Annotated in this window: 13 protein-coding genes; 10 read left to right on the top strand and 3 right to left on the bottom strand. The window is 53.5% G+C overall.

Annotation, left to right across the window (positions count from 1 at the left end; all coding sequences use genetic code 11):
- Positions 1 to 6: 6 nt before the first annotated feature.
- Positions 7 to 552, bottom strand: a complete 546-nt coding sequence (locus QLH52_RS06060; protein ID WP_319960917.1) for a carboxymuconolactone decarboxylase family protein — start codon at positions 550 to 552, stop codon at positions 7 to 9.
- A 135-nt stretch (positions 553 to 687) separates the two neighbouring features.
- Here QLH52_RS06060 and QLH52_RS06055 point away from each other — a divergent pair, with 135 nt between their 5' ends.
- Positions 688 to 1587 carry a LysR family transcriptional regulator gene (locus QLH52_RS06055; protein WP_319960916.1) on the top strand — a complete coding sequence of 300 codons (900 nt, stop codon included), beginning with the start codon at positions 688 to 690 and terminating at the stop codon, positions 1585 to 1587.
- A gap of 302 nt (positions 1588 to 1889) precedes the next feature.
- On the opposite strand, the gene QLH52_RS06050 is transcribed toward QLH52_RS06055, so the two are convergent.
- Positions 1890 to 3596, bottom strand: a complete 1707-nt coding sequence (locus QLH52_RS06050; RefSeq protein ID WP_082881144.1) for a tyrosine-type recombinase/integrase — start codon at positions 3594 to 3596, stop codon at positions 1890 to 1892.
- Complete coding sequence (locus tag QLH52_RS06045; protein ID WP_064023832.1) at positions 3593 to 4510, bottom strand: DNA-binding protein; 918 nt, start codon at positions 4508 to 4510, stop codon at positions 3593 to 3595. The genes QLH52_RS06050 and QLH52_RS06045 overlap by 4 nt, the downstream gene beginning before the upstream one ends.
- A 230-nt stretch (positions 4511 to 4740) precedes the next feature.
- Between QLH52_RS06045 and QLH52_RS06040 the strand changes: the two genes are divergently transcribed.
- The 9 genes from QLH52_RS06040 (at position 4741) to QLH52_RS06000 (ending at position 12831) form a co-directional block, all read left to right on the top strand.
- Positions 4741 to 5430 (top strand): hypothetical protein, encoded by a 690-nt coding sequence (locus tag QLH52_RS06040; protein ID WP_064023833.1) that lies wholly within the window; start codon positions 4741 to 4743, stop codon positions 5428 to 5430.
- A 233-nt stretch (positions 5431 to 5663) separates the two neighbouring features.
- Positions 5664 to 5972 carry a hypothetical protein gene (locus QLH52_RS06035; protein ID WP_319960915.1) on the top strand — a complete coding sequence of 103 codons (309 nt, stop codon included), beginning with the start codon at positions 5664 to 5666 and terminating at the stop codon, positions 5970 to 5972.
- A 276-nt stretch (positions 5973 to 6248) separates the two neighbouring features.
- Positions 6249 to 7475 carry a DUF1173 domain-containing protein gene (locus QLH52_RS06030; RefSeq protein WP_064023656.1) on the top strand — a complete coding sequence of 409 codons (1227 nt, stop codon included), beginning with the start codon at positions 6249 to 6251 and terminating at the stop codon, positions 7473 to 7475.
- Between the two features lie 43 nt (positions 7476 to 7518).
- A complete protein-coding gene (locus QLH52_RS06025) occupies positions 7519 to 7878 on the top strand; it encodes a DUF6876 family protein (RefSeq protein ID WP_064023657.1) in 360 nt (119 codons plus the stop codon).
- A gap of 277 nt (positions 7879 to 8155) precedes the next feature.
- Positions 8156 to 10093, top strand: a complete 1938-nt coding sequence (locus QLH52_RS06020; RefSeq protein WP_082881122.1) for a PRTRC system ParB family protein — start codon at positions 8156 to 8158, stop codon at positions 10091 to 10093.
- A gap of 2 nt (positions 10094 to 10095) precedes the next feature.
- Positions 10096 to 10533 (top strand): hypothetical protein, encoded by a 438-nt coding sequence (locus tag QLH52_RS06015; protein WP_319960914.1) that lies wholly within the window; start codon positions 10096 to 10098, stop codon positions 10531 to 10533.
- Between the two features lie 11 nt (positions 10534 to 10544).
- Complete coding sequence (locus tag QLH52_RS06010; RefSeq protein WP_082881123.1) at positions 10545 to 10760, top strand: PRTRC system protein C; 216 nt, start codon at positions 10545 to 10547, stop codon at positions 10758 to 10760.
- An 87-nt stretch (positions 10761 to 10847) separates the two neighbouring features.
- A complete protein-coding gene (locus QLH52_RS06005; RefSeq protein ID WP_319960913.1) occupies positions 10848 to 12068 on the top strand; it encodes a hypothetical protein in 1221 nt (406 codons plus the stop codon).
- Positions 12061 to 12831: a PRTRC system protein B gene (locus QLH52_RS06000; protein WP_319960912.1), complete on the top strand. Its 771-nt coding sequence runs from the start codon at positions 12061 to 12063 to the stop codon at positions 12829 to 12831. Before QLH52_RS06005 ends, QLH52_RS06000 begins: the two co-directional genes overlap by 8 nt.

The raw sequence follows: 12831 nt of genomic DNA, 5'->3' as shown, positions 1-12831 counted from the left end.
TAAGGCTTAGGCGGCTTGTTTTAATGCGACTTTCGGAAAATCAATGTCCACCCGGCTGGCCTTGCCCAAGATATTGGTCAGGATATTCATGCCGACATGGGTGATGACCTCGACGATGTCGGCCTCACTGAAGCCGGCGTCACGCATGGTTTGCAACTCGGTATTGGTGATCTCGCCCTTGTGCTCGACCAGGGCTCGGGCGAATTTAACCGCGACCGCCGCCTTGGCGTCCTGGCTGGTGCCGGCGCGGTTGGCTTCAATTTCCGCCCCATTCAAACCGGCTTTGCGGCCGATGGCGGTATGGGCGGACAGGCAATACTCGCATTGGTTCTGTTGTGCCAACGCCAATGCGATACGTTCACGGGTGGTGGCGTCCAGCGAGCCGTGACCCGCGATATGATGCAAGCCGAGGAAGGCTTTCAAGGCGTCCGGCGAGTGGGCGAACACGCGTAGAAAGTTCGGCACCATGCCCAGTTGCCCCTGGATGGCTTCAAACAGGGCGCGTTGTTCGATATTGGCGGTTTCGTTGCTAACGGTGGTGATACGGCTCATGAGAGTTCTCCGAAAAATGAATGAGTTGTCGGATGCCTGGGTGAAATTCAGCAGGCGGGTACAGTGTGGTCTATTGCGAAAAAATAAAGAATACCTAAAATATTCAATTAACTATTCCGATCAGTGGAATTAAAAATGGACAGACTGCATTTAATGAGTGTTTATGTCGCCGTGGTCGAAGCCGAGGGCTTTGCCGGCGGCGCGCGCAAGCTGCACATGTCGCCGCCCGCCGTAACCCGTGCGGTGGCCGCGTTGGAAGAGCGCTTGGGCGTCAAGTTGCTGAATCGCACCACCCGCTATGTACGGATGACCGAGGCCGGCCAGAAGTATTACGAAGACGCCAAGCGCATTATCGCCTTGGCCGACGAAGCCGACGATGCGGTACTGGGCATCAACGCCGAACCGCGCGGCCAACTGACGGTAACCGCCTCGGTATTGTTCGGCCGCTTGTTCATCATGCCAGGCATCGTCGACTATTTGCGCCGTTATCCGGCGGTGGAAGTCAATGCGCTGTTCGTCGATCGGGTAGTCAACATGTTGGAAGAAGGCGTGGATGTTGCGATTCGCATCGCCGATTTGCCTGATTCGTCGTACCGGGCGCTACGAGTCGGCTCGGTCAGGCGGGTATTGTGCGCCTCGCCGGAATATCTGGCTGAACACGGCATACCGCAGACACCGGATGATTTGCCCAAACATCGCATCATTCTGGCGCGCGGCCTGAATCCGAACAATGAGCTGCGCTTTCAGTACGATGGACAGGCCCAGACGGTCAAATTGCAACCGCTTTTGAGTGTCAGCGATAACGACTCGGCGGCCAGCGCCGCCATTGCGGGACTGGGTATCACCCGACTTTTGAACTATCAAATCGCCGAGCCGTTGCGTAGTGGCCAACTGAAAATCGTCCTGGGTGACTACGAAAGCCCGCCGGTTCCGGTGCATATCCTGAATCGCGAAGGCCGCCACTCATCGGCGAAAATTCGTTCGTTCGTCGATCTGATGGCTACCCGTTTAAGGGCCGAATTGTCGCTGAATTAATCAACATAATCATTAACATATCATGATACCTGAGCAGGTAAAGCAGGATGATCCCGTTAATGGGTTTGATCGAAAAGCTGGGCTTGTAGCCAGAGCTACTGAGTTTAATCGGCGATGGCAATACCGCTGGGACTAATTAGCCATTTGCAAAATTCCCAGAATGTCAGCTTTGGCAAGTTCTTGAGACATTCGCCTCGGTGCAGAGCTTCTGACGGCTTAGGGTCGTAAAGAGCCGGCCAGACCTTCTGTTTCATCGCCCGAAAGCGGTCGCTTCCACAATACAACACCCACTAAGCAATGCCTTAATCACCTGACATTCCCAATATGGCTTTGTACCGCGAGTCTTTATCGGAATGTACATAAATCGAGGTAGTAGCGATGTTTTTGTGGCCGAGATTGTCCCGCACGATTTCCAGCGGAACCCCTTTGTAAACGGCGTGGCTACCATGCGTATGGCGTAGCCAATGGGTACTGGCTCGGCGGATTTTGTCCGCCGCGACAGGGTCGGTTGGACCGATATCGTCCGCGGCGGCTTCAAAAAAGGCCTTGAGCTTTTGGTACAGCGCCGATTCGCTGAGGAAAACGGCGCTTTGCGCGTCGTCAGGCGCATCCCTTAAGCGATTGCGTAATTTGCCGACAATCGGGGTGTTCGGCGCAGCATAACCAATTGGTTTGAGTTGCCGGTCTCGCAAATGAGCATTGATTTCGTCAATCAGCTGCGGAGCAATCGGGACCTGGCGATGCACCTTACCTTTACCGACGACGTTTAACCACCATTGGTCGCCGTCGTAACCGGTGAGGCGTTCCAGATCGCCAATTCTCGCTTTGGTCAATTCGTGAAGACGTAAACCGGTCAAGTAAGCGAAGCGCAGAATGAACAAGGTTCGCCGGTGATCGGCCCGCTTATTGTCCGGGGTAGCGGAGTTGTTGGCTTGCCGTTCGGCAAAGCCAATCAAATAGTCCCAGAGTGGGGGAGACAGTAATCGATCGGTGCCCTGGCGCCGCCCGTAGCCGCGCTTGCTTAAGCCGGCGAAGGGGTTGCTGTCCAAATAGCGCTGGCCTACCAGCCAGTCGCAGCAGGCACTCAGAATGATTTCGGCTTGGCGAGCACTACTAGGTTTCAGCGGACCTTTGAACGGTTTCCATTGCGGTGACCAACGTTGTCCAGAGGGACCGATCCAACGCTCGGCCGGCTGCGGGTCTTCGAGGAAACGGCGAAATTCGGCGCAATCCGGCGTGGTCAGCGACGATATCGCCTTGCCGCGCTCAAAGATCGCCCACAACAAAAACCGCTCTATTTCCTTCCGGTAGGTGCGATGGGTCGGGGTTCCAGCGTCGTATAAGGACAACCAGGCCAAAATCGCCTCGAAATCGTTGCCGGCGTCCAATAGACACCTAGCGACCGGAGCGCGGTTTGAGCCGGATTGCCCGCTCAGATGCTCGGGTGGCCGGAATCGTTCGATGGGGGCGATATCGGACGAACCCACTGTTACCGGGGGGCGTGCCGGGGGTTTTCTAGCCAAATCCAGACTGAGGCCCAATACCTCCGCATAATCGGCAAAAAAAGCCTGAATCTCGGTGGCGGATGTTTGGCCCAAGCGCGGGATTTGCGACCACCAGCGCTGGCCATGTCGGTTGATGAAATCCGCCAACTGGCTCAGGCTGTGAATGTTTTCGGTTTGCGCTAAGCGCGCCGCGGCCGCGGCTGGCAGCCAACGGCTACAGGCTTCATTCGGTTGTGGCAATGGCGCCGGTTTGCTTTTCAGGCGATCCAAAGACTTCAAGGCTTTGTCAATCCACTCGGCACTGCCGGTGCACGGCTGTTGCCAAATGGCTGCATCGGCCGTCAAATTCAACAGCTCGGCTTTGTGCGCTAGGGTGCGGGACAGGGCCATGACGGTGCGACGGGTCTCAGCGGTACCGGCGTCATCCAAGTACGCCTCACCGAGCACTGGCCAGGATAAGCCTTGTATCCATCCCCGTAGTAATCCGAGTTCGTTGGGGGTCATCCGGCCGCCTTATCGGGGGTATTCTGGGCCGGCCGGCGTTGCTTTCTGACCAATTCGTGCAATCGGCGGCATTTGTCCTTCTCGGCCTGAAGCTCCACTTCCCGAGCAGCTAATTGCGCGCGTAAGGTGGCCAGATCGGCTTCCCACTTGAGTTGGTGTTCATGTCGATCGCTGAGTTGTTGCATCAATTGGGTAATCCGCGCCTGAGCCGTGGCCAGTTCGAGTCTAAAATCCTCCAGCTCGCGTCCCAGTGCGGTAATGGTCCGTGCATGTTCCTGACGCGCAGCGTTCTTTTCTTCCTCAATGCGAGCCAAATGCCAATCGTGTTGCTGATCGAAGCGATGCGACCAGGCTGATTCCTGTGCCTGCAGTGCCGCTTTGGATGTCGATAAACTGCCTTCCGCTCTGGACAACGCTTCTCGGGTGCTCGCCAATTCGGCGTTGGTGTGGCTGAGCGATTGGCGTGCCTCTGCCAGCGCAGTCGCCAATTCGGCATTCGTGTGCCGAAGTTCCTCGTTGTGTTGGCTCAGTTGCGATCGCTCGGTGTCCCATTGGGTTTGTTGGTCTACTAGCTGCTGTTGCAATTGGACAATCAGCGCTTGGTCGTTACGGGCGTTTTCTTCGAGTTGTTGTCGCTGTTCGTCAAACTGTTTACTGGCTTCCTTCAGGGCCAGTTGCCAGAGCGAAACGGCTGTATCCAACATTACGGCCGGCATATCCGGCCTCTCGAAGGTTTCTTTGTGCTTGTTGGCGAAATGCAGTGTCCAGTCTTTGATGGCTCGGCTGATCACGGTCGGACTATTCACACCGATTCGATCCCGAATAGCGTCGATGGTCGGAAAGCGGCCGTCTTCCCTTAACACGGTATCGCAGCATTCGTAAGCGAGGGCATAGGTATCGGTTCTATTAGACATGGATGAAATCATAATTCACAGATGATTCATCTTCGCACGAAATTCACGGCATGCAACAGGGACCGGCACGCCAATCTAACCTTTTCGTTGGTCCGTTTCAGATGGAGGGGTGGCAATATGCAGAAGCTGACCCGCTGGCAAAGTGCATTTCAGAGGCATTTAGCCAGCGGGTTTGAATTTTCAAATACGCTAGCATGGCAGCCTTTCAATTTAGTAAAGGAAGGTGAGCCATGGCCGAAACCCAATCCGGATCCGGAACAGACCTCTATAGTCGCCCCAGCTTTACGCAGTCGCTGGTGCTCAACAGCGAATATAGCAAACGCGTCCATCAACGCTACTTCAAATCCGTCGTGTCCGCGCTGTACATGATCGACACGATTTTATACATCATCGGCGAAAAGGACCATATCGATCAGGTACAAGAGGCGGTGTCCGGGTTGATCGATGCGTGTACTCAAGATCTGCTGAGAGAAATCGAGCGGCTGGAGAAATTGAGAGACGATAACGGTGTTTCCGGAACGCCCAAATACAGTAATCCCGGTCGGTACGATATCGAAATTGTCTCGCCTCAGGTGTCGCAGTTCGTCTCGTTGATGCTGAAAATGGACGACGCCATGAAATTGGTCGACACCCTTTGGCTAAGCAACATCATCCCGAACGACAAGCGCGCGGACACCGAGCGTCAATGGCAACTGCGGATTCAGAAACTGGCCCGCCGGATCATTAGCCTCCGCGGTAGTGCTTACCGAGAAGCACGTGCCCGCGGCAAGACGACCGAAGTCGAAACCGCTACACAAGCCTTGATTGACAAAGGTGTCGACCTCGATACCGACGATGGGAAAGATCTAGCGGATATCGAGACAGATGGCGAGGAAGAGACCGAGGCTGTGGCACCGAAATCCACGCGGCGGTACGGCTAACTTTTAAGCTTTCGTGGCAGGGATGCCGTGCAGGTGAATTTCAGATGCATTTAGCCAGCGGGTTTGAATTCCGGTTTTTGATATAACGGTTCGCGCTAACGTTCAAGGAAGTAGCTGGCTTCCCTAAATAATCAGCATATCTAACGACTCCCGGCGACGGGCAGTCAATTTAAACCCTAAACGGGGGAATTCTCCGTTTAGGGGGAGTCCTCCGTCTAATTTAGGAGGATCTCATGAAAATACGCAAAGACACAGCGGTGCAGGTTCATCCCAGCGTCGAACAGTTCGATATCTTCGTGATCGATTGGGACGTACTGCCTCAATTCACGGAATCGGAATTCGACGAGCTGCGTTACCGTTTGTTGCTGGCGATGTTGAGTTCGCTGAAAGACTTCCGGGTCTGCGACGAACAAAAGACGGATGCCTTGGAATGGTTGAAAAGTGACGACACGTCGCCGTTTTCGTTTCGAGTCTGCTGCGAATCGGAAGGTGTCGATTTCGAAGTAATGCGTGATCTGATTTTGGATCACTTGAGAATGTAATTTACCGAATCGCATCCCATGTTTCATGGGATGCACCTTATTCCTGGCGGCCTCTGGGGTGGGTTTTATGAGTCAAGCGGAACGTGGCGGGCATTCTCCTTCATTGGAAGGGATTGAATCCAACCGTACCGGCGCGCAGAGGCCGTTCGCGATCATCCATGTCAAACCCCACATTTGCAATCCCGGTTCCCATCATCCGGATATGTCGTGCCGCGCCTGTGGTACCGGCAGCTATGCCGAAGACGCTGCTTCACCCTCTGACAAAACAGACAAACCATGAGCCATTATCGATTAGACGGTATCGAATTCACCGAAGCTCACGAGGAGTTTCAAATCATATTGGCCCGAGCGTACGCCAATAAGCAACGGCCGTTGTGCTTGTGCATGGCGGACGGCGTCGAACTGTATATTGCCTATGCCCATGAACGATATTGGCTGAAACGGATGCCCAATTGCGGCGGCCGCCATCATCCGGGCTGCGAATCCTACGAACCGCCGGCCGAATTGTCCGGCTTGGGTCAGGTGTACGGATCGGCCATCAAAGAAAATCTCGATACCGGCGTTACCCAATTGAAGTTCGACTTTCGTCTGGCTCCGGGGAAAAGCCGAACGCCGGCCCCAGCATCCGAAACCGATGAAGCGGCCAAGCCGACCAGCATTAAAGCGTCCGAAGCCAAACTCGGCCTGCGCGGTTTGCTGCATTATCTCTGGGAGCAAAGCGGTTGGCAGCGCTGGGCGCCAGCGACCGAGTCACGGCGCAATTGGCATGGGTTGCGCAAAGCCCTGTTGGGGGCCTGCGCCGGAAAAGTCGCCAAAGCCATGCCACTGGATGAAATCGTGTTCATTCCGGAAACGTTCATCCTCGAAAGAAAGGATGAAATCAGCGCCAGAACGGCGAAGTCCTTGGCTTGCTCGGACAACCAAAATCGCTTTCGGATGTTGATTGGCGAACTCAAGGAGATCAAGCCGGCTCGTTTCGGACATAAGCTGGTTATCAAGCATCTGCCGGAGCACCCGTTTTATCTAAACGACCAGACCTATAAGCGCATGGTTAAGCAGTTCGATGCGGAATTACTTTTGTGGCGAGGGATCGAATCCAGCCACTTGATTGTTATCGCGACTTTTTCGATTAACCAAGCCGGCTACGCGGAGTTGGACAACCTGAGCTTGATGAATGTCTCGTCGCAATGGATTCCGTTCGAAACGGCCGACGAATTGGCGCTAATCGAGTATTTGGTGGCGGAGGGCCGCTCGTTCAGCAAATGTTTGCGCTACAACCTGGCCAGAACGAAACCGTTAGCGTCGGCGGTACTGGTCGATATCAGAATCCCCTTGGCACTTTATATTGCCCGAGAAGGCGGCGGGGATGAATCAGCGGATGGAATCGATGGTTTGATCGCCGACAGTCAGACGGCGTCGTACATCTGGGATCCAAAACAACCGGGTTTACCGTTCGAACCACAACAGGGGAAACCTCAAATCGCCTATGCCGCAACTGTATAACCTTCAATCCACAACGACTTTAGGAATTGAGGCCTAATTGGTCATGAACACAGTCAATTTAATCGCGATTCTCACGCTTTATCGTCTAGCCGAAGACGGTCTATGGTATGGCTACGGTGCGCACAGCTCGATTCGGATTACCAAAGGCGTGAAAGAGTTTGTCGAGGCCGCCGGACAGACTGAACTATTGGCTTGGGCGGTGTCGGTTTTGCCGCCGCTTTCAAATTGTTATCCGTGGCTCAGGATCGAATTAACTCGCAGCGCCGGACAGGCGTTGTTATCGGTGACCGACGAAAAGGGTAAGCGTGTGACCGAGGATTCCTTGTCGTGGCCCGACCAACAGGTCGGACGTTGGATATTCTACTGGACGGATAGGGTATTACTGTTGTCCGGCGAATATTGAATAAATCCATCAGTCATTAAAAGACAAGCCATCGGCGTTTGCTGAGGCATTTAGATCTTACTCTCTTTATCTAATCTCGGTCGCTTTCATCTTATTCGGAAATCAGGTTGCGAGTGTTGTGATCTGAATACTATTCGCCGGCCCCGCTTTCACAGTGCATATCCGTTCATTTTTGGTGTTGCATATTCAAAAAGCCATGTAACAGTTATTTCGTGATTCGAATATTGCCTATTCGAATAAACCATACCAATAATCCAAATAATGATGGAGCTTATCGATGGCCGCGAATAAAAAAAGTACCATTCAATTTATAAGTTTGCCGATCAGTTTAATATCAATCAAAGAGGGGTTTAATCCCAGGGGTTATTTTAGCGATAGTGAAATGCAGGAATTAAGCGCATCCATTAAAGCTGAAGGGGTCTTGCAACCCATTATCGTCCGACCGCAACCCGACGGAGGAGCTTATTGGGTCGTGGTCGGCGAGCGCCGCTATCGCGCCGCGGTTGCGGCAGGACTGTCCGAAATTCCGGCCGCGGTGCGTCACCTGGACGACAAACAGGCGCGGCTGGTGGCTACCATTGAAAACACCCAGCGAGCCGATATGAGTCCAGGCGAAGAAGCGATCGCGGCCCGAAACGTACTCAGCGACTGCGACGGTGATAGAGCGGAAGCATTACGGTTACTAGGGTGGTCTGCCAAGAAGTTCGAGGCGAGGCTGCTGTTGTTACATGCCTCGACAGAGGTCTTGAATGCCCTGACAGCGAGAGCTATTCGGCTGGGTCACGCTGAATTGCTATGCCAGCTACCGTCCGATTTTCAAAATGCCACGCTGGAGAAATTAATCGAGCACCAGTATTCGGTTCCCGAATTGAAAGCGCGATTGAGTCGATTTGCCAGACCGTTGGAAAGCGCGATTTTCGATCGGACCGAGTGTGCGTCCTGCCATCACAATTCGTATTTGCAAGCGAACTTGTTCGACGAGCATGTTGAAAGCGGCCTATGCGCCAACCCCGATTGTTTCAACCAAAAAACCCAGGATGCCGTCGAAGCCCGGAAGCGCGATTTGCACGACCGGTACGCGGCGGTGTTTCTCGATACCGAAAAGCCGCCGCAGAGCTTTGTGGTCGTGATACAAACGGGGCAAAACGGCGTGGGCAAAACGCAATTCGAAAAGGGGTGTAGTCAGTGTCGACATTTTGGAGCCCTTCTTTCGACCAATCCCAATTCGCCGGGGAAAGTCAGCGAAGACTGTTGTTTTGACCTGGATTGCCACGGCCAAAAAGTGCGGGGTTATCAAGCAAGCTTATCGAATCCGGGTTCATCCACGATGACCGGGAATACAGCCGCAGCGACGGGTGCCGATGCGAAGAAGGGCGCCAACCCCGGCCGAGCCGATTCGGCTCAAAAGCCATCGGACGGAACCAGCGGCGCCACACCGGGTAAAGTGCTCGAACACATCGAAGGCTTTTTCCGAGATACCGGCGCCAAATACATTGTCCAACATCGGCACGGTAAACTGTTGGTCAACAGTTATGCATTATACCGGCTAGTGCAAACTACCTTTCCCAAAGAGGCCTTACCGATTGCCGCCGGAACGAAACAAGCGAGCTGGCCGATGTTCGGCACCCTGCGCGACTTTGTCGACGCATTCGGCTATCTCAGTATTGAAGAAATGATGGCCTTCAACGAGAGGATACTGACGCATTTGCTGGGACAGCATGAACGTATCAACACCACCATTAGCAAAGCTTGGGCGATGGGTTCCGCCGGGGTTTGCAAGTTCATGAATATTGCGCTCCAGGACGAGTTTATCGTAACCCGCGAGTTTCTGAGCGCTTTCACCAAATCGGGGATGGAGGGTTTGTTACGGGAAGCGATCAATGGAAAAGGGGTGGCTTTTGTCACCTATTACGAGGGTATCAACAAGAAAAACACCTTCGCCAACCTGATGAAAAAGAAAAATGGCGAAATTTTGGACGAGGTCTTTGGCTGTGGCTATGACTTTGCCGGATTCGTCCCGGCTTGCGTTATCCAATTCATGGGAGAGGATAAACCCGTCTCCGATCCGAACTCAACGCACACAGCCGCTACGACCAGCAGCGCGTTAGCTTTGTCGGCGACCAACAGCATCCCTGAGTCGGGTTGGTTCGATGTCGATGACGACGAGCGCATCGCCAACCAAGACTACACACTAGACCCTGAATTAGAGGTTTAACCATGTTTGCACAGTTCGAAACAATTTTAGGCGATGGCGAAAGAATCGATTTTTCCATCTGCCGCCAAGGCAATCGTTTAACAGTGTTGATTCAACCCTGCTTCAACGGGCCTGCCTCCGGCATTGACGACCCGCAATTGCAACAGGTCAGAGCGGCCATATCTATGCCGCTTTGCGTCACCGATATGGCCGCGAATCTGGACCGGGATTTTCCGGCCTGTTTAATGCAGTACGTGAACGGGGTGTCGGATGGCAAGAGTGAGTTTGCTCAGGCGATGTCTCGCATTAGAGAGGCCGCAAAAATAGCCAATAGTCTCACAACGGCATCGACCGCGAACGAGAAGGCAGCGCAAACGCCAAAAAAAGCCGAGGACGACGACAACGACACGGCGCCGGTCGGCGCCAATCTTCCCACCGATAGCAAAAGCTTATTTTTTTGAGGTCAGCCAATATGTCCGACGCCATTGTGACAAGACCCACACGTGTATTCAAAATGGGTGCGATCAGGCTGGCCGATCCGGCCCCGAATTTGCCGCCCATCGATGCCGTCAAACTCTACGAAAAAGCCTATCCGCATTTAGCGAATGCGGTGCTGGGCGAGCCGCAACTGATCGGCGATGAATTGCACTTTCCGATTAAAACCCATGAAGTCAAAACCAAAGGATAGTGCGGGTAATCTTGCCCTATTACAGCAGTGGGCGAGTGGTTTGCCCACTACCGATGACAGCGACAACGGCCTAATGGATTCTAACGTATGTGTTCTGTTCCTGCTTTCGAGAACGATCAAATTGAAGCGAACGGCGTTAACCCATGTCCCCGCGCAAACCTTGCCCTTGATTTGAATGTATTGTTTAAGGAAGTGCGCCTGGACTTCGACCTGCGGTTGTTGGTTGGCGGGATTGTCGAACAGCAAGCGATCCAGTTATTCCGGCAGAACAGAGCAGTGTTCAGCACCGCGATACTGTTAGCTTATGAAATGGGCTTGGTAACGCCAGCCGAAATTGACGAGCACTTCGCCGGCGGATCACAGGCGCTTACCGGGCTGTACCGGGAAAGTTTAAAGCGGATTGACGCCAAGTTGAATGCGGTCGCGCAAGCGATCGTCGGCGAGGATGACGACGATTTTGAAGTGATCGCCTTCGAGTTCCGAGTCAGGGAAGAATACGGCCGTAACGAGGCCGGCCCACAGCCTGTGGATTTGGTGATGGCCCTGAATCCGCGATTCACGCAGTTGGATTTAATCGAAGTCGATCGGGAGTTGGCGAAGGTGGTTATTGGCTGTATTCGCTATATCCAAGATTTCGGCGAAATCGGCATCTGTGCCTGCGATATCCAGCGGACGGGGATTGGCTTTTTCCTTGAAGACGAGTTGAGCGAATTGAAAGCCGAAATCAATGGCGGCAATAACGCCAGCGATCGGGAACTCGCCGAGTTGTTTCTAGAACGAGGCCAGTATCCCTTCAGCGAATTCACCGATGATGCGGATTATCTGGAAGAGCGCATCGAATTACTGCGGCGAATCATTAGCAATGACCCGGAGAAACTCTTCGGCGACATTCCGGATTTGAAAGGTATTCGAGCGTTTCATCGCTTACACAAGCAGCAGGACGCTTATGTCGCCAGCCCCTGGTGGCCGTTTATCGAAGAAAGCCTCGCGTTTATTCGGTTCGTTGAAAAAATAAAAAAGAACCATCACCCCGAATTCACGATATTTGACTCCACCGGGTCATTTTATAGCGATTGCGGCATTGGGGTGGGCCATGCCATCGGCTTTGGCTTTGACTGGGAAGAAACACTCGCTGCCGAACTGTACGAAGACATTGCCAATGCCGGTGAAACGCCCATGAGTTCAGTCGCGTTAAACCCTATTGCGTTAAACCAGACCGCTGACAAACTGATGATACTGGCTAAAGCGAGAGGGTTAATTCGGTTGGCCGAAATGATTCAAATAAACCAGCAAGGTGACAATGACTGAATTTTTTGCACACTGTGCCGAACCGACGGCCAGCATTAGCCCGATGACCGCCATTCTCGTTCACGAACTGAAACATATAGGGACTGGGGCGAACGGCGTTAGCGGTAGCAGACTGATTTCATCCGCGCATGAGTTTTTCGAGGGCGATGACGGTAAGCTGGTCGTGGGCGCCGGAAAGTTAATGGGGCGTGACGATCTGGAAAACTTACTCCGGGAAATCCTGAATAGATCGCTGCGAAAAGCGACGCTATTGCCAACGGCGGTGGTCTCGATCAGCAGCACGCATATCGCATGGACGACCCCGGCCGCAGTTCGCCCCATGATATTCAAGCCGGTAGGATTGAAGCCGCAAACGCTGACGGTGCCTTGGCCGCGTTTACTGATGGTGGCTAACAGCAACAGTCATTTCTCGGTTGCGGCATTAGCGAGCAACCGGAGGATTACGGCGCATACGAAGCTCTACCACGCGCCCTTGATGAACGTTAATCAGGTTGGCAGAGTGTGTACTGGCAGTGCGCCATTGCCGGATTATTGCGATGCCGAGCAATTAACGGCCTGGGAAGCGGTAATGTTCGAAAGCGCATTCACCCATGTCAATCATCCGCATAGCCTGAAAGTCGGCCATCAAGCAGACGCCGTCGAAACCAAAGACTGTTTCAAATTCTGGGCCGATCTGGCCACGCAAAACACAGTGCGATTTCCAAACAGCGCATTAAACCCGTTAAAAATGTCCGTTACAGACTTTATCAGCAGACACGCATAG

The sequence above is a fragment of the Methylomonas defluvii genome (genome assembly GCF_033949435.1).
Taxonomy (GTDB): domain Bacteria; phylum Pseudomonadota; class Gammaproteobacteria; order Methylococcales; family Methylomonadaceae; genus Methylomonas; species Methylomonas defluvii.
This window is presented reverse-complemented; position numbering and strand designations above follow the sequence as displayed.

Excerpts from the sequence above, each read along its gene's own strand:
- QLH52_RS06060 (WP_319960917.1), bottom strand. The coding sequence starts at position 552 with ATGAGCCGTATCACCACCGTTAGCAACGAAACCGCCAATATCGAACAA.
- QLH52_RS06025 (WP_064023657.1), top strand. The coding sequence starts at position 7,519 with ATGAACACAGTCAATTTAATCGCGATTCTCACGCTTTATCGTCTAGCC.
- QLH52_RS06005 (WP_319960913.1), top strand. The coding sequence starts at position 10,848 with ATGTGTTCTGTTCCTGCTTTCGAGAACGATCAAATTGAAGCGAACGGC.
- QLH52_RS06055 (WP_319960916.1), top strand. The coding sequence starts at position 688 with ATGGACAGACTGCATTTAATGAGTGTTTATGTCGCCGTGGTCGAAGCC.
- QLH52_RS06000 (WP_319960912.1), top strand. The coding sequence starts at position 12,061 with ATGACTGAATTTTTTGCACACTGTGCCGAACCGACGGCCAGCATTAGC.
- QLH52_RS06040 (WP_064023833.1), top strand. The coding sequence starts at position 4,741 with ATGGCCGAAACCCAATCCGGATCCGGAACAGACCTCTATAGTCGCCCC.
- QLH52_RS06020 (WP_082881122.1), top strand. The coding sequence starts at position 8,156 with ATGGCCGCGAATAAAAAAAGTACCATTCAATTTATAAGTTTGCCGATC.
- QLH52_RS06035 (WP_319960915.1), top strand. The coding sequence starts at position 5,664 with ATGAAAATACGCAAAGACACAGCGGTGCAGGTTCATCCCAGCGTCGAA.
- QLH52_RS06045 (WP_064023832.1), bottom strand. The coding sequence starts at position 4,510 with ATGTCTAATAGAACCGATACCTATGCCCTCGCTTACGAATGCTGCGAT.
- QLH52_RS06015 (WP_319960914.1), top strand. The coding sequence starts at position 10,096 with ATGTTTGCACAGTTCGAAACAATTTTAGGCGATGGCGAAAGAATCGAT.
- QLH52_RS06010 (WP_082881123.1), top strand. The coding sequence starts at position 10,545 with ATGTCCGACGCCATTGTGACAAGACCCACACGTGTATTCAAAATGGGT.
- QLH52_RS06050 (WP_082881144.1), bottom strand. The coding sequence starts at position 3,596 with ATGACCCCCAACGAACTCGGATTACTACGGGGATGGATACAAGGCTTA.
- QLH52_RS06030 (WP_064023656.1), top strand. The coding sequence starts at position 6,249 with ATGAGCCATTATCGATTAGACGGTATCGAATTCACCGAAGCTCACGAG.